Raw genomic sequence first — 16,938 nt, forward strand, 5'->3', positions numbered from 1 at the left:
TTTTACGTATTTCGAGTCCTATACAGCAAATAGATGAAGTAAGGGGCACCGACGCTTGCTGTGAAAACTCCCGCCGGAATTTCCAGAGGCGCAAACATTGTTCGGCCAATTAAATCAGCAGCTATTACCAATACTGCCCCTATCAAGGCAGCTACAGGCAACAGCGCTCCGAAAGCACTTCCTACTAGTCGCCTGGCTATATGCAGAGCCATAAGCCCCACAAATCCTATGCCGCCGGCAAAGGCTACAGCACAACCGGTCAGGGCTGTAGCCATAAGCAATAAAAACAACCTTTGTCTTTGGACCTTGCTGCCAACACCAAGTGCAAGGTCCTCTCCCAACTCCTGAACATTCAGGTCACGAGCCAGGACAAATGCGATCACCATTAAAATTAAAACAAACGGGACAATGATAGAAGCGTCATCCCATCTAGAACCGTTAACCGATCCGGTAATCCAAATATTCGCCTGAGATGCCCTATAGATTGGGCCAAGTATCATCATTGTTGTAGTGCCTGCCTGCATCAGGGCAGAAATTCCAATCCCAATTAGCACAAGGCGGATTGGGGAAACACCATTTTTCCATGCTAAGAAATAAACGAGAAGAGCGGTAACCGCAGCCCCTATAAAAGCTGCAAATGGAAGCCAGCTAATGCTGACAGTAAGCGCATTGTCCTTAGTGCTGAACAAGGTTAAAAACGACACTACAGCAAACGAAGCCCCACTCGTCAAACCGATTATGTCTGGTGATGCAAGCGGATTACGGATAATCCCCTGCAGAATTCCACCGGCAATCGCAAGTCCCATTCCCACCATCATCGCTACCACAATTCTAGGCAACCTGAATGAAGTGATTACTGTTGTATGCAATTTGCTTCCAAAACCGAATATTGCTTTTGCTACATCCAAAGGTGATACATACAACTGGCCGATCCCTGCGCTCAGCAAAAAGACTAAGAGCAAAAGTAAAAACAAGCCTGTAAATACAGCAACTGCTTTTTTATCTACTAAAATGGACAGATAACCATTAAACAAACGGAAACTTTTAAATTTGTTCAATTTGCGTTGAACCCCTTTCTTGCAATGTGTATAAAGAATGGAGTTCCAATTATAGCTGTCATAACGCCAACCGGCACTTCCTGGGGCATGATGACATACCTGGCAAGGATATCCGCAACAAGAAGAAGTATACTTCCGAGCAAGGCGCTGTATGGAATGACCCATCTATGGTCAGTTCCGACAATTGCTCTAGTAATATGAGGGATAACAATTCCGATAAACCCGACTGGTCCGGCAATCGCTACAGCCCCTCCTGCAAGCAAAATGACACAGGATGCAGCAATTAATTTAATGAGGCCAACTTTGAGGCCGAGCCCTTTGGCAATATCATCTCCCATGGAGAGCAAGTTTAATTTTGAAGCAATCAACAAAGAAATAACCCAGCCTACTGCCATATACGGAAGAACCGCTGTCAACGTTTCAAGCTTTCGCCCTTGGACAGAACCCGCCAGCCAAAACAAAACCTGGTCGAGCGTTGTTTCACTTATAACAAGAAATCCTTGTGTAATAGAAGCAAACAAAGCAGCGACAACAGAACCAGCTAACGTCAATTTCAGCGGGGTAAGTCCACTGCTTCCCAACGAACCAACTATATACACTCCAATTGCTGCGATTGTAGCTCCTAAAAACGAAACCCATGTATAAGCAGGCGTACTGCCTACAGAAAAAATCGTAACCGTGATAACTACTGCAAGCCCTGCCCCCGCGTTAATACCGAATATATCAGGAGAAGCGAGCGGGTTCTTCGTAAGCGTCTGCATTAAAACTCCTGAAATGGCCAGGCTTGCTCCAACACAAGCTGCAATCAAAGATCTCGGCAGCCTTACTGACTGCAATATTAGATGTTCCTTTGAACCATTAAAATCAGTAAAGGCCTCCAGCGCGATTTCCCAGGAGGTGTCAGTGTATCCGTAAACAATACTTGCGCACATTAACAAAAGCAAAAGTATTAAAGACAAGTAAAATCCTACTCTTTTTAGAGACCGGGTTTTTAAAAGCATAAAACGTTTTTTCCTCTCATTAAAGCTTAATACTCACCGCCAATAATATGGGGTAAACTTTCTCACATTATTAGTCTAGTGAAAACAGGAAACCCTGTCAATGATATTGAAAATCGTTTTCAATTAGTTATTGACAAATCGTGCGATTGATTCTATCATCTAAATGTGCACAACTGATAATGATTATCACTAGCAAGTTAACTTACATATAAAGGAGTGGTATAATGCCAAAACAACGTGCAATGTTAATGGCAATGCTAACTGTTATTTTGGCTGTGGTGCTGACTGCTTGCGGCGGAAATGACAAACAAGACGAAACTAAAGAAGTTTCAGGACCCAAGAACGAAAGCTACACAGTTAAACATGCCATGGGTGAAACAGAAATTCCTTCAACCCCAAAAAAAGTTGTTATCTTAACAAACGAGGGCACCGAAGCCCTGTTGGCAATGGATGTTAAACCTGTTGGAGCTGTCCAATCATGGTTAGGTGATCCTTGGTATGACCATATTGCGGACGACATGAAAAACGTTGAAGTAGTAGGAACTGAGAGTGAAATTAACCTTGAAGCAATTGCAGCTGTTCAGCCAGATTTAATCATCGGTAACAAACTGCGCCAGGAAAAGCTATACGACCAGTTGAGCGAAATTGCGCCAACTGTTTTTTCGGAAACGTTAAGAGGAGATTGGAAAGAAAACTTTAGTTTATATGCAAAAGCATTAAATCGTGAAGATAAAGCAAAAGAAGTATTAAGCCAGTACGATCAAAAAGTAAATGATTTAAAAGAAAAATTAGGCGATAAAACCAACCAAGAAGTTTCTATTGTCCGTTTCATGGCCGGAGTTACCCGTATCTATTATACAGACTCATTTTCAGGAGTTATCTTTGATGAATTAGGTTTTAAACGTGCTAAACATCAGGCAACACTGTTTACTGATGAAAACAAGCTGGGCAATCTCGCAGTCGAGGTTGGAAAAGAGGCCATCCCTGAAATGGATGCAGACGCGCTTTTTTACTTCACTTATGCGCCAAAAGGTGATAATAAAGCCCTTTCCACCGAAAAAGAATGGACAGGTGACCCATTGTGGAAGAATTTAAATGCTGTTAAAGAAGGCAACGCTCATCAGGTTGATGACGCAACCTGGAATACGGCTGGCGGTGTTATAGCAGCCAACATTATGCTTGATGACATTGAAAAGATTTTTTTAGGTAACTAAGGAGAAATGGCATACAAAAAGGGGTTCGGAATGGTCTCATTCCGAACCCCTTTTTAGTGATTATTTCTATTTTTGCTTATTTTGAGTGTGAATGGACCTCACTTAGCCTTATTTATTAAGCCATTTCTGGACCTTGCCATGTCCAGTTTGCCATCTTCTTCAAATTCATGGCAGCGAAAACGGCGCTCATGTTTCTTGCCGAAAGTGGAGAAATGGGGCACCTTGTCATGGAACCCATAGCCCAGAAAACACCGTTAGGCCATATTGGTTTCCGTCTCCTTGATTGTCTGCCGCGTCAATGCTTGGGCGGCCCACTTCCGAATAGATATCCTTCACCAAGTCATAGATAAATGAGAAGTCAAGGGCTGCTTCCATCTTACGGACCAAATGGTCCTGTGGGACAGGCTGGTCTAAAGTAACCATCTCTAATTGATCTCGCTGGATAGGATTGTTTTCGAAAACATCTTCGTCACCTCAATCATTTTATGTATCCATTTTAAAAAAGATTTTAGGAACGTTCCATAATAAACGTTTAAAAGCCTGTTGATTGGAGTGGAAGGCGCGAAGACTCCTGCGGGAGCAGCGGGACAGGTGAGACCCCGCAGGAGCATGCGACGAGGAGGCTCACCTCCCGCCCCGCGGAAAGCGAAGCGCCTGGAACGGAAATCAACAGACCCCATTAACAGGCCAAATAAAAAAACTTGTGGCAAACTCGATTTCATCGAGTTTGTCTACAGTCTGAGGCATTTGATGCCGCAAATGTCTTTTTAAACGTCAGTAGCAAACATATATTTTTTATAATGATAGCGGATGCTGAAAATGATTCCCATCGCAAGCATATTGCCCATCAAAGAGCTTCCCCCGTAACTGATGAACGGAAGCGGAATACCTGTAATCGGAAGCACACCGATGGTCATCCCGACATTCTGGAACACGTGGAAGGTAATCATGCTGATGACACCGACACAAATATAGGTATAAAAATTATTTTTCGTCTCCATGCCGATTTTCGTGATTTGATAAATAAGCAGGAAAAATAAACTGATGACAATACTTGAGCCGATAAATCCGTATTCTTCACCGATGATGCTGAATATAAAATCGGTCTGGCTTTCCGGCAGATACACCTCGGAGGTACCGACTCCCTTGCCACCCGTTTGCCCTGAACCTATCGCAAGCAGCGATTGAGTCAAATGATACCCTTCAGTGTCCTGATAATTATACGGATCGATCCAGGAATAAATCCTACCGAACTGATACTGCTTAACTCCTAGATATTTTTCTAATATTTCAGGATTCCAGAGTACAAAATACATAATTGTCCCAGCTAATGTGATCCCCACAGAGAAAATCGGTACTAAAATACGCCAGCTTATACCTGAGATAAAAATCATCCCTACTAAAATAGCCAAAAGGACAAGGGAAGTCCCAAGGTCGCGTTGCATCATAATGAGTGTAATGGGAAGAGCTGTAACAAGACCAAGCTTCAACATGAGCCCAAAGTCGGTTTTCGCTGTTTTAATCGGTGTTTTCAGATGATGGCTCGAAATGACATTTGCCAGAGCCACAATCAGAAACACTTTCATAACTTCCGAGGGCTGAAAGGATCCCATCAACGGGACCTGGAACCAGCTTTTCGCTCCATTGATAGGCCTGGCTATACTTTCAGGAGCAATGAGTAAAAATACAAGTAAAAAGCAGCCAAATCCGTATGCGTACCAAGAGAGCTTTTTCAATTGGTCAGAGTCAAAAGTGATAACCCCAAAAATGATGACAACGCCAATCGCATAAAAAATGATTTGTCTAATAACAAAGTTGCCTTCATATTGCCCTGATGTCTGAGCACTATAGATGGCTATAGTACTTGCAAGAAACAAAAGAAATATGATAAATGTCAATCCGTAATCTAAACGGGACGTTAAATTTTTTTCTGACTGCATGGTAACTCTCCCTTTAAAAGGCTCAAGCAAAAAATCAAAGTGATTTACATCTTATTATTATACTTGATAAAGAGAAAATCACAACAGAATAGTAGGATTGGGTATTTTTTCTTATACTTCGAATTTATTGCTTTGCTTTTATCGCAAAATAAGCGGCAACCAATTCGATCGTGCAAAGTAATACTAGACTTAATAGGCCCTGAAGCATTTGAAATCTCCCCTTTCTTCTTAAAAACATGATAAGGGATGAAACGCATACCAGAACAATACCCTTTATTCCCTTTATTTCGTGAGTGAATTTATCGCCCACACACCTTTTCTTGCTCTGAAACGCATTTCATAAGTTAAACTAGTAGTAAAAGATAAGTGGTGAGGGATCATATGGCCAATATTAAGCAAATAGCCGCAAAAGCGGGTGTTTCCGTAACGACTGTTTCAAGGGTGTTAAACAGTCATCCGTATGTGAGCAGCGAAAAAAAAGAAGCTGTTTTGTCGGCGGTTGAGCAATTGCATTATACGAGGAACATCAATGCGATTCATTTAGCAAAAGGAAAAACGAACTTGATAGGCGTGGTGATTCCGTATACGAATCATCCCTATTTTGGCGCGATTATGGAGGGCATTTCGAAGCGGGCAAATGCATTCGGCTATCATTTGGTAATCTTCCAAACTCATTATGAAAAAGACAAAGAGTTACAGGCACTGGAAATGCTAAAAATGAAACAGCTGGACGCGCTCATCATTTGCTCGCGAATCAATGAAGTGAAAACTTTGAATGAATACTACCGATACGGTCCGATTATCTTATGTGAAGATTCAGCTCAATCAGCTTTTCCTTCGATAAGCATTGATCAATATACCGCTTTTTCAACCGCCCTTACTTATCTTATTGAAAGAGGCCATCGTAAAATTGGATACAGCCTTGGACGTAAAAAAGGCCGCAATAGCCATTTGCGTTCAAAAGCCTATCAAGATATTATCCGTGAATTCAAGCTGGAGACCAATCCGGATTGGATCTTCGAAGGCTGTTACAACATGAAGGACGGTGCGGATATTTTCAACAAATGGATCCATTTTGCAGATAAACCTGATGCTTTGATTATTACCAATGATCAGGCTGCTGCCGGATGTATGTTAGCAGGTAAAAATGCGGGAATCGATTTCCCGGAACAATTAGCCGTCATTGGCTTTGATAACGATGAAATCGCTAAGCAGATGGATATTACAACAGTTTCCCTTCCGCTTGAATCCATGGGGAGAACAGCCGTCGACTTATTCATTGATGGAAACGAGCCCCAACAAATTAAACTCGATTTTCAATTGATTGAGCGGAGTTCTTGTTAGTGATATAAGTTGAACTAAAGAATTACGCATCGGTAAATAATATTGTTATTTTTGGCTCATTTAACCTTTCAGCTTTGCTGAAAGGCATGTGAAACCCTGGTTTCACATGAATGAGTCAAAAAAATACTGGTCAACTGTTTGAAATTCATAAATTCGACTTATACATAAAAGCATGAGTAATATTTTATCGGAAAAATAATAGTATTTAAATAATAAGGAAGGGATATTTCTGCCGTGTTAGTGGAAGCTTAGGTAATATTCATATTTATTGCATATCTGCCAAAAAAATATATTGCGTTCTTCATAGACTTAAACTATACTTCAATAATGTAAAACAGAATACTTCCTCATTAACCGATGAGGTAGAGGCTGCGGCTTATATAAGTATGTCGGACGAGATACAGAGAATATCTTTGACTCCGTCAGAATGGATAAGTCGCCGAAGTTTGGATATATTCACTGTATATCCAGGCTGGCGGTGTTACCGAACAGGAACACCACTGTCACGTTTTTAGAAACGTGGGGAGCTACTTTCGGAAGGATTAAACGAGCTATTCAAGCAGCCGTCGATCTTTTTCGACGGCTGTTTTTTTATTTCCTTCCTATTTATTAAAGGAGTGTTACAAATGGAAAACGTAAATACGAATCCTACTGAGCTCAAAAGAGGATTGAAAGCAAGACATTTAACGATGATTTCACTCGGGGGAACGATAGGGACCGGGCTGTTCCTTGCCAGCGGTGGAGCTATTCACACTGCAGGTCCCGGAGGCGCTCTTGTTGCCTACGGAGCCATCGGCATTATGGTTTATTTCTTGATGACCGGTCTTGCGGAAATGGCGGCATACATGCCGGTAGCCGGTTCCTTCAGGGTTTATGCGACAAAATTCGTCGATCCCGCCTTCGGATTTGCACTTGGCTGGAACTATTGGTATAACTGGGCCATTACAATTGCTGCCGAATTGGCGGCCGTGGTCATTATTATGAAGTTCTGGTTCCCGGATAGTCCTTCTATGCTATGGAGCGCGCTATGCCTTGCGATTATGTTCGGCTTGAACTATTTGTCAGTAAAAGGCTTCGGGGAAGCTGAATATTGGTTCTCTATAATCAAAGTTGTAACAGTTGTTGTGTTTTTAATCGTCGGTTTCCTTATGATTCTCGGAATCATGGGTGGGGAAGCGATCGGCTTTAAAAACTTTACGATGGATGACGCACCGTTTAATGGAGGGTTCTTCGCAATCATAGGAATTTTTATGGCCGCCGGATTCTCATTTCAGGGTACTGAATTACTCGGCATAACCGCTGGGGAAAGTGAAAATCCAAGAAAGAATATTCCTTTGGCCATCCGCCAAGTGTTTTGGCGAATTCTTTTGTTCTATATTCTGGCCATCTTCGTGATCGGTTTGATTATTCCTTATACAACAGAAAGCCTTGTAAGCTCCGATATATCCGATATTGCCGTCAGTCCGTTCACGCTGGTTTTTGAAAGAGCCGGACTTGCTTTTGCTGCTTCTGTCATGAACGCAGTCATCTTAACAGCCATTCTTTCAGCCGGTAATTCGGGAATGTACGCTTCAACCCGAATGCTGTGGGATTTAGCACGCGATGGGAAGGCTCCGAAGTTTCTTGGGAAACTTGATAAAAGGGGCGTACCGGTGAATGCCCTAATTGTGACAGCTTTAATGGGAACTCTCGCATTTCTAACCACATTTTTTGATGACGGTATTGTGTATATCTGGTTGTTAAATGCTTCTGGGATGTCCGGATTCGTTGCATGGGTAGGAATTGCCATTAGCCATTACCGGTTCCGCAAAGCATATGTTGCACAAGGTCGTGATTTGAAAGATCTGCCATATCGCGCAAAATGGTTCCCGTTCGGCCCGCTTTTCGCTCTGATTTTATGTATAATCGTCATCCTCGGGCAAAATTACACGGCGTTTACAGGTGGTTCGATCGATTGGACAAGCGTGCTCGTCTCCTATATTGGCTTGCCTCTGTTCCTTATCCTTTGGCTTGGTTATAAATTCATAAAGAAAACAAAGGTCGTTTCCCTGGAAGAAGCAAACTTTGATGTAAAACAATAACTCTTTCTCTATCGCAGAAAATAGACAGACATTGGCAAAAAAGCCAATGTCTTTTTTCATTTTTATTCCGTAATGCCTTCTTGGACCAACTTTATGTCTACCTTTACCTCAATCGGAACTGTCTGGTATTCATCCTCCCAATGCTTCTTATCAAAATGTCTTGTTTGGCTTCGTGCTCGGTCACCAAGAGCAAGGGGATCCACATTATTTTCCTGGAACATTCTCACCATCCTGTACAGCTTTTTTTCAATGAGTTGCTGTGCTTTTTTTTCTATTCTTGGAATGGTTGACGGGTCTTTTAAATCCAAGTCATGAACCTCTAATACACCACCTCTGATTTTAACTTTTATAAAGACCTCCGGATTCCCGTTTCCATCCGTTATTTCGTATTTCACTTTGGAATAAACATTTTGAATATTCAAATAAGAATCTTCTTTCAGCTTAATTTCATATACGCCGTTTTTGAATCTCCCAGAAAGGACTTTAAATAGGAACCCGTCTTCATATGAAATGTGTTTTCCAATGTATTTATCATCCCGAAAAAGCGCAATGCCCTTTAATTTAAGATGTTCCCCATTTACTTCCAGGAGCGGCATTACCGGATCCATATTATCTCCGTAGTAGCGATTTAAAAAGCTGTGCAGGTTGGTATGGGGAAGATTTGTCTGGAAGTTTTGTTCAATCAGCTCTTGCGTCTTGATACCCGGTGTTTTGGTCATTTTAGACTCAAGCTTAATGATGTCCTCCGCCTTGCCTGAAGCAACCGCTAAATAGATATCCCTGCCAACGGAAGGGTCCCGCCTATATGTATCGACATAATCATAAATACCTCTTCTGGCAAGCTCTTCCCCATAGAGAATAGCCGATAAACGGCCTCCGACAAGACGTTTCGGTGTCTCAGATTCCATTTTCTGGCGAATGTTTTTTCCGGTATGGGCTACTGCCGAGTAAACTTCCTTTCCCATCGGGGCTTTGTCGCCCGATGACGGAACAGAAACCAAGGTGGCTCCCTTGACTTTATCGTCTCCTGCCTGATCATAAGCCGTTACTTCGGCAAGCAGGTTATCTTCTAAAATATTGTCCTTTACACCACAGCCTGTTAACATGGTACAAAACAATAAATAAATCAGAGTTCTTTTTTTCATTTAGTTTTATTCCTCACTTTGTGGACAACCATGAATAAAATAAACAATAACGGGATGTAAGCATAGATAATCCAGAAGCCGAATCGGGACACCATGCTATTTAGCTGATCCACCTCTTGGCGTGTTTGAAACCATGTGCAGGCTAAAACGGTGATACCCAAAATATAAACTAACGATTTACGCTGATTCACGGCAAATATCCGTTTCATTCCCCTGCTCACCGCCCATACTCCAAGGCAGACATTTGGGATAACTGCAAAAAGCCAAATAGCAATCCCCACATACTCAAAGCGCTCAACAAATGGCAGGTCGACGATTTTCCATAAGGTTAAAGTAGCCCATACGGAATGTTTCAATTGATCCGGGCTGTAATAAGCAAAGGAAACTAAGGTAGAAATCAAATAAATAATGGTCGAGAATATCGACCCAAAGTGGGCCCATTTTTCCGCCTTTCTTGGTTCATTTAAAAACGGGTAGTACATTAATAGGAACTCAAATCCAAGGTAATTCAGCGTCATGGCTTTCGCCGAAAGCAATAAATCTTTTACCGAATGGTCAAAAAGTGGCATCAAATTGGTAAAATCCGCGTACTTCAGGGGGAAGTATTTCAGTAATAAAAGTGGCAAAGTAATGAGAAATCCCAAAAAGGCAGCTCCCGCAACCACCCTGAATCCACCGGTAACCAGATTAAATACTAAAAGGGCAAAGATGGCCATTAACATCAGGACATTGACACCCGGGAACATCCATACCTGGATTACTTCCGTATAAGTTCTTAATATGGTAATCACTACGGATAAAAAGTAAATGAACAAAATAACGCTTAATCCGCCACCTAGCCACCTTCCGAATAAGTACTTGTGAATGCTGATGATATCATTTCCATCCTTATGTAACATACGAAAGCACATCCAAAGGATCACATTCACGCTAATCCCGGCAATCAATACAGATATCCAGGCATCATATTCCGCATATTTGGCAATAACCCGCTCAAATCCGAGAATCCCAACACCGATTTGCATTTTATAAACAAGGAACATGGCGAAGTATGGAGAAACTTTGTTATGCTCGTTTGGTTTTAAATCCATCATGCACCAACTTTCTATTCGTCAATATCCTTTGGGACAGCTTTTTGTTTGGGCGGGAGTTTTGTTGAATATTCCGGCCTTAAAAAGATAGGTCTCTGCTTTTGTTTTGTAAAAGAAAGCCTGACGAAACTATCTTTTAAATCTTTTAAACGCAAAGGATAGATGGGCTCTAAATAGGGACGTCCAAGCGATGTAAGCTTTAGGAGATGATTGAGAAAGAAAGCGGAACAGATGGCCACCCCTAAAAGACCATAAAGCTGTGCAGCGAACAAGAACGAAAAACGGATAATCCGTAGCGTATTGCTCATCTGATAAATTGGGGTCGTAAACGATGCCAAAGCGGCCAGTGCAACGAGCATTAATAGTACATTGCTGACGAAACCGGCCTCAACTGCAGCCGTACCGATTACAATACCGCCGACGATACCGATTGTTTGGCCGACCTTTGTCGGCAGCCTCGCACCCGCCTCCCGAAGCAATTCAATCGTCCCTTCCAGAAGTAGAGCTTCCATAAGAGGTGGAAAAGGCACAGCACCGCGTGAAGCGATTAAAGTCGGGAGCAATGCCTCCGGAATAGCTTGATAATGATAAGTAATGACGGCAACATACATCGACGTCGATAAGATGGAAAACAATACAGCCAATAATCGCAACAGTCTAATCGATGTGGCAAGATGCCAGGTTACAAAATAATCTTCAAAAGCCGAAAAGAAGTTACCGATTGTAGTAGGACCATTAAGCACATGGGGCGAACCATCTACTATGATGGCTACTTTGCCCTCTGCCAAAACACTTGCAGTCCGGTCTGGACGCTCTGTATCAATGAATTGCGGAAATACCGAGTTATGATTATCGGCAATCATCTGTGCAATAAACGAACTGTCCGCAATTATGTCATATTCAATTTCAGATATTCTTTGAATGACTGTATCAATATTCTCCTGATTCGCAATGCCATCTATATAAAGAATCCCTACTCTTGTTTGCGAAATCTCGCCTACTTTTATTTCCCTCACTTGAAGCTCTGGGACAGGCAGCCGTTTTCGAATTAAATTTATATTAACATCTATTGATTCTACAAAAGCTTCCTTCGGGCCAAGTACAGTATATTCCGTTTCTGGTATGGCAATCTTCCTTTTCTCTGTGCTGGCAGATGGAACAAGAAGACAATGTCCATTGTCCGTGTCAATCTGGATAATTACCGCTCCAGCCATAGCAAGAGACTGAATGGTCTTTAAATCATTTGAAATTTTTATCGTTTCAACCGGAATTCCCTTTTTCACTTCTTCGAGGGTGGATGGATGCTGTGTTGTCATTACAGGCAATATTTCTTTATGAATCTGATCCGGGCTCACGATCGATTTAAAATAAGATACAGTAAAAGCACCATCTGTAGGATATTGAAAGGAGATAAAATCATCTGAAGCTTTAAACTTCCTAAACAGTTCTTCAAAATCCTTTGCAGGATGATTAGCATTAGAAATCGCCGTATCCTTTTGTAAAGGTGGGACCTTTTTCTTCTTTTTGTTCTTAAAAAGCTTCACCAAAGGACTCCTCCTTCCAAATTCCTTCATGCTCATTTCGCGATTAAAAGAAAGGCGAGCCCTCTTTAGGTCAGGTCTATCCAAATAGATAAGACCATATGCCTAACTAGGGTCCAAAGATAAACATCTCTTACCGTTTCACCAAACTCATCTGCCAATCCCCGAACCGGCCTGTCATTTCTAAACCGCTGACATACCCGTCCATTCTATGCCATGATACCGCTTGCGATTGCTGCATATTTCATGAAAGTCACTCCTATAGAAAATCTGCACATTTTTACTATTTGTTAAGCTTATGCTTTTATTCATTAAGGCCAAAGAAAATAAAGAAAACTCGTCGATTGACGAGCCGTAAGGCGGAGATTAGACGAAGTTGCACTTATGCAGAAAGGAAAGTTTATACTTTCCTTTCTGCGAAAACAGCACCCCTCATTTGAGGAGTGCTGGTGTATCGTTTTAAGATAAATTTCCTGTCTGTTTTCTTTTCCTTAAATATCTGCCGATGAGTTTATTTCCCATTACGGTCATCCATAGCTCCTTGAAGGGTGTTGGAGCAAATTTTATAGCTTGAATAGTTCCCTGGACCGTGTCTTTCTTGTACTGGACATCAGCCGTGATTTCTTGCTGGGTCATCGTCAATTTATCCGTTTCAGATTTTATTTGATCTGTTTTCGCCTGTATCATCGCTGTTGTTTTAGTAATCCTGTTCATTACAGGCTTGGTATCCTTAAATGTCTTTACAGCATAAAAGGCTAAGTAAATAAGTGAGCCAGCAATGAGGGCGATGCTTAAGTAAACGATAATCACAGATGGTACCTCCTTTAGAATCGTTTTATGTATCTTTACCCAATCATAGCGGATAAAAACGGGAAAATTTTCAGACTCCCTCCCATAAATCGACGTAGCCTGCTGTCGCAGATGGGATTACTCCTACCAAATTCTGATAAGGCTTGACGAGTAACTGGAGGAGCATGCAATAGAATAATAAAAAAAAGCAGTCAAGAAGTATAAGCTTCTCAACTGCTTTTCATCATTTTTCCTCTTCGGTTGTTTCTACCTTTGGTTCTTCATCGTCGTCGCTATGGGTATAATCATAGTCAGCTGGGTCTATTGGTTTATAGCCATTTGGTGTATAGAAACGCAACAGGTCTCCATTTACCACTTCATCTGAAAGTCCAAGCATGGTCTCAACCATCTCTTGATCCCGAGCAATTTGTTCATTTTTCTCGATTAATTCACCAGTTGCATTATCATAAAATTTGCCTTTTAGAGCCGTGATTTCAGGTGTAACAAAATCTCCGTTTCTAAATGGCACCACTTGATTATGATCTTTCGATAATAAATCGGTACCAAAGTGGACGTAATCCTTTGTATCCATGCCTAGCAAGTGAAGCAATGTCGGCATCACATCAACCTGACCGCCATACTGTTCCATTTTCCCGCCTTCAACACCCGGTACGTGAATGAACAATGGGACACGCTGCAATTGGGCATTTTCGAATTTGCCAACTTCTTTTCCTAACACTTGAGACATCGCTTTGCTATGGTTTTCCGATATACCGTAGTGATCACCGTACATCACAATAACTGAATTATCGTAAAGACCGGACTTCTTCAAGTAATCAAAGAATTCTTTCAGAGCTTCATCCGCATAACGCGCCGTCTGGAAATATCCATCTACAGAAGGATCACCGGTTGTATGCTTAGCGATTGTTGCATCCTCTTCTTCCAATGGGAATGGAAAATGGTTTGACAGCATGATGAACTTGGAATAAAAAGGCTGTGGCAGTGTCTCTAACATCGGTATCGACTCTCTAAAAAAAGGCTTATCCTTCAGTCCATAGTTCATGACATCTTCTTCATTCATCTGGTAATGGCTTGCATCGAAAAACTCATTTATACCAAAAGATTTGTAGACCTTATCCCGGTTCCAGAATGACTTGTAATTCCCGTGGAACACTGCTGATGTGTAGCCTTGCTGACCAAGAATCGCCGGAGCGGCCTGGTACGTATTTTGAGCCTGTGTTGTAAAAGCAGCTCCCTGTGGCAAACCGAATAATGAGTTCTCAATCATAAATTCGGCATCAGCTGTTTTCCCCTGGCTAGTCTGATGGAAAAAGTTATTAAAATACATATGCTCATTGCCGTTCGCAAGTGAATTTAAGAATGGTGTTACTTCCTCACCATTTAATTTATAGTTGATGATAAAATCCTGAACCGATTCTAGATGTATATAAATAACGTTTTTTCCTTCAGCTTTGCCAAAGTACTCAGGGTTGGGCTCTGCCTTAGTTGCTTTCGTATAGTTTACGACCTCAGCGATATCCGTGCTGTTCGCAGTAGCGCGCTGGGCGTATGTTTTAGTATTTTGAATCGCGTCATAAACCGTATAATTGTACATACCAAGATATTTGACAATATAGTTCCGGTCAAATGTCCGACTCAATAGCTGCGGACGATCTTTTTCCGCTAACGCGAGGTTCACGGTAAAAGCCATAACCGCCGCGACAAATACTGTGGTTACCGAACGGCGCTTAGGCTTAAGAGCTTCCGGCTTCACGATTTTAGTTGAAAAAAGCACGATCAGGATAATCGTATCAAGGAAATAAAGAATATCTAATGGACTCATCAGCGCAAAAACACTCTGTCCTAAATCACCGGCATTCTTAACCTGAGTAATGGTCGGCAGGGTAAGGAAGTCGCTGAAGAAACGGTAGTACATGATATTCGCATATAAAAGAAAGGAAAGGATAAAGTTAAGTCCAATAATCCATTTATATGCTTTCTTGCCCGTTGCGAAAAGAGCTAAGCCAAAGAAGAATAGGGCTGAACTTATCGGGTTAATTAATAGAAGAAACTCCTGTATGGAATTATCTACTCCCAAGTTAAACTCAATTCTGTAGCCGCTGTATGTCTTGATCCAAAACAACACAACCGCTATAGCAAAAAAGCCTAATAATTTATTTGTAAAGAAATTTTTATTTTTAGTAAAGAAATTTTTCATTTTATACACCTCTATTAAACTAGGTAATGCCCTCTTCAAATCCGCTCAAGAGAACAGGCATAAACTCAATACTAACACCTGGAAATGTAAACTTCAATACAATTTTATCTATTCCCGTTTTTTACCACTTCACCAGTTTTGTAAATTACACTAGTTTGTTTTGGACAAGATAGCGTCCTCAATACTGATTATCCTATGTTGGACTTTATCAAAAAATTACACTGCATTTACAATAAATTCATATCATTAGTAAATGATAACGTAAGACTGCTTGTTTTACAAAAGAAAATTATCGACATTTTTTCACTTTTTTCAGTTTCTAAGTACAAGTAATTTTGCGAAACTTTTTTCATTATATAACTGGAATAGAAAAAATTCCACTATTTTTCCAATTGGTAAGGAATTGAAGCTTGTAATATATTTTTAGTTTATATTGCCTTCCTGATTTTTCTAGTAAATTTTAAACTTAGCTGAAAATACTTATGCAGTAAAAAAAGCAGCACAGATCCATTTATGAATCCGCGCTGCTTTTATTACAAGAGAGTTACTCTAGGCCTTCTTCCGCTTCTTTCGCCATTTCGGCAACAGATTCCAATCCGCCGCCTGATAAGTACCAGTAGCCAGGGTCCAGATAGACAATTTTGCCGTTTTTATAGGCGTTTGTTTTCTTTACTAAAGCATTTTCAATGACTTTTTTCGCATTATTGCCTTCACCGACAGCGGCATCTCTATCAATAACATAGAGAATATCCGGGTTTTGTTCGGCGATGAATTCAAACGAAATGTTCTGACCGTGCTGAGGATCTGCATCAAGATCTTCAGCCGCTGGTTTCACACCAAAAACGTCATGGATGACTCCAAATCTTGATGATGGCCCGTAAGCTGTTACTTTGCCGCCAGACGTAAGGGTAATTAATGCTTTTTCATTACTTGCGTCCGCTTTTTCCTTTAAGCCAGCAATGGCATCATCTATTTTTGCGAGCTCTTCCTTAGCCTGAGCTTCTTTACCGAAGATATCCCCCAGTGTTGTTACGTTTTCCTTAAAAGATTCCATATACTTCTTACTATCCACATCCATGAAGATCGTCGGAGCGATTTCACTGAACTTATCATAAGAATCTTGCTGCCTAGCCGAGATGATGATGACATCCGGCTGGAGCTCATTGATGGCTTCAAAATCAGGCTCCTTTAATCCCCCGACATTTTCCGCATCCTTGTATTTATCAAGATATTCAGGAAGGTTTTGTCCGGGAACGCCGGTAACATCCACGCCAAGCTTATCCAAAGTATCCAATGTACCGAAATCGAATACCACTACTTTTTCAGGATTTTTCTTAATCTTTGTCTCACCCAGTTGATGCTTGACTGTAACTTCTTCTGATTTCTTATTTCCTTCTGACCCGCCCGCGTTATCAGCAGAATCATCTGAACCGCACGCAGCAACAAAAACAGCCAATAAAGCGATTATAAAAAACAGGAAAAATTTTCTTTTCATTTTAAGTTCTCCTCAAAATAT

12 protein-coding genes, 1 pseudogene and 1 riboswitch are annotated in these 16,938 nt (G+C 41.3%); of the genes and pseudogenes, 3 read left to right on the forward strand and 10 right to left on the reverse strand.

Going from position 1 to position 16,938, the window contains the following annotated elements; translation table 11 throughout:
* Window positions 1-2: 2 nt before the first annotated feature.
* Window positions 3-1,058 (reverse strand): iron ABC transporter permease, encoded by a 1,056-nt coding sequence (locus tag LQ216_RS04575; protein WP_230127145.1) that lies wholly within the window; start codon window positions 1,056-1,058, stop codon window positions 3-5.
* Complete coding sequence (locus tag LQ216_RS04580; RefSeq protein ID WP_230127148.1) at window positions 1,055-2,059, reverse strand: iron ABC transporter permease; 1,005 nt, start codon at window positions 2,057-2,059, stop codon at window positions 1,055-1,057. Before LQ216_RS04580 ends, LQ216_RS04575 begins: the two co-directional genes overlap by 4 nt.
* A gap of 224 nt (window positions 2,060-2,283) precedes the next feature.
* On the opposite strand from LQ216_RS04580, the gene LQ216_RS04585 reads away from it, so the two are divergent.
* A complete protein-coding gene (locus tag LQ216_RS04585; protein ID WP_230127150.1) occupies window positions 2,284-3,273 on the forward strand; it encodes an iron-siderophore ABC transporter substrate-binding protein in 990 nt (329 codons plus the stop codon).
* Window positions 3,274-3,446: 173 nt separating this feature from the next.
* Here the strand turns inward: LQ216_RS04585 and LQ216_RS04590 are convergent.
* Window positions 3,447-3,696 (reverse strand): annotated as a pseudogene (locus tag LQ216_RS04590) (transposase); the annotation flags it as partial.
* Between the two features lie 344 nt (window positions 3,697-4,040).
* The gene (locus LQ216_RS04595; RefSeq protein ID WP_230127152.1) at window positions 4,041-5,213 is read right to left on the reverse strand and encodes an FtsW/RodA/SpoVE family cell cycle protein; all 1,173 of its coding nucleotides are present in this window, start codon (window positions 5,211-5,213) and stop codon (window positions 4,041-4,043) included.
* Window positions 5,214-5,594: 381 nt separating this feature from the next.
* Here LQ216_RS04595 and LQ216_RS04600 point away from each other — a divergent pair, with 381 nt between their 5' ends.
* Together LQ216_RS04600 and LQ216_RS04605 are read left to right on the forward strand one after the other, a co-directional pair.
* Entirely contained in the window at window positions 5,595-6,557 is a 963-nt protein-coding gene (locus tag LQ216_RS04600; RefSeq protein ID WP_230127154.1) for a LacI family DNA-binding transcriptional regulator, read from the forward strand.
* A 355-nt stretch (window positions 6,558-6,912) separates the two neighbouring features.
* Window positions 6,913-7,095, forward strand: a riboswitch (Lysine riboswitch).
* 88 nt (window positions 7,096-7,183) lie between these two features.
* The gene (locus LQ216_RS04605) at window positions 7,184-8,638 is read left to right on the forward strand and encodes an amino acid permease (protein WP_230127156.1); all 1,455 of its coding nucleotides are present in this window, start codon (window positions 7,184-7,186) and stop codon (window positions 8,636-8,638) included.
* A 62-nt stretch (window positions 8,639-8,700) separates the two neighbouring features.
* Here the strand turns inward: LQ216_RS04605 and LQ216_RS04610 are convergent, their stop codons facing one another.
* The 6 genes from LQ216_RS04610 to LQ216_RS04635 form a co-directional block, all read right to left on the reverse strand.
* Window positions 8,701-9,783: a Ger(x)C family spore germination protein gene (locus LQ216_RS04610; RefSeq protein WP_230127158.1), complete on the reverse strand. Its 1,083-nt coding sequence runs from the start codon at window positions 9,781-9,783 to the stop codon at window positions 8,701-8,703.
* The gene (locus LQ216_RS04615; protein ID WP_230127160.1) at window positions 9,780-10,877 is read right to left on the reverse strand and encodes a GerAB/ArcD/ProY family transporter; all 1,098 of its coding nucleotides are present in this window, start codon (window positions 10,875-10,877) and stop codon (window positions 9,780-9,782) included. The genes LQ216_RS04610 and LQ216_RS04615 overlap by 4 nt, the downstream gene beginning before the upstream one ends.
* Before the next feature lie 11 nt (window positions 10,878-10,888).
* Complete coding sequence (locus LQ216_RS04620; RefSeq protein ID WP_230127162.1) at window positions 10,889-12,418, reverse strand: spore germination protein; 1,530 nt, start codon at window positions 12,416-12,418, stop codon at window positions 10,889-10,891.
* Between the two features lie 456 nt (window positions 12,419-12,874).
* Complete coding sequence (locus LQ216_RS04625; RefSeq protein ID WP_230127163.1) at window positions 12,875-13,225, reverse strand: DUF948 domain-containing protein; 351 nt, start codon at window positions 13,223-13,225, stop codon at window positions 12,875-12,877.
* Window positions 13,226-13,448: 223 nt separating this feature from the next.
* Window positions 13,449-15,422 (reverse strand): LTA synthase family protein, encoded by a 1,974-nt coding sequence (locus LQ216_RS04630; RefSeq protein ID WP_230127166.1) that lies wholly within the window; start codon window positions 15,420-15,422, stop codon window positions 13,449-13,451.
* 544 nt (window positions 15,423-15,966) lie between these two features.
* Window positions 15,967-16,917: a siderophore ABC transporter substrate-binding protein gene (locus tag LQ216_RS04635; RefSeq protein ID WP_230127168.1), complete on the reverse strand. Its 951-nt coding sequence runs from the start codon at window positions 16,915-16,917 to the stop codon at window positions 15,967-15,969.
* Window positions 16,918-16,938: the final 21 nt, after the last annotated feature.

The organism is Bacillus sp. CECT 9360 (genome assembly GCF_918741275.1).
GTDB lineage: Bacteria > Bacillota > Bacilli > Bacillales > DSM-1321 > Peribacillus.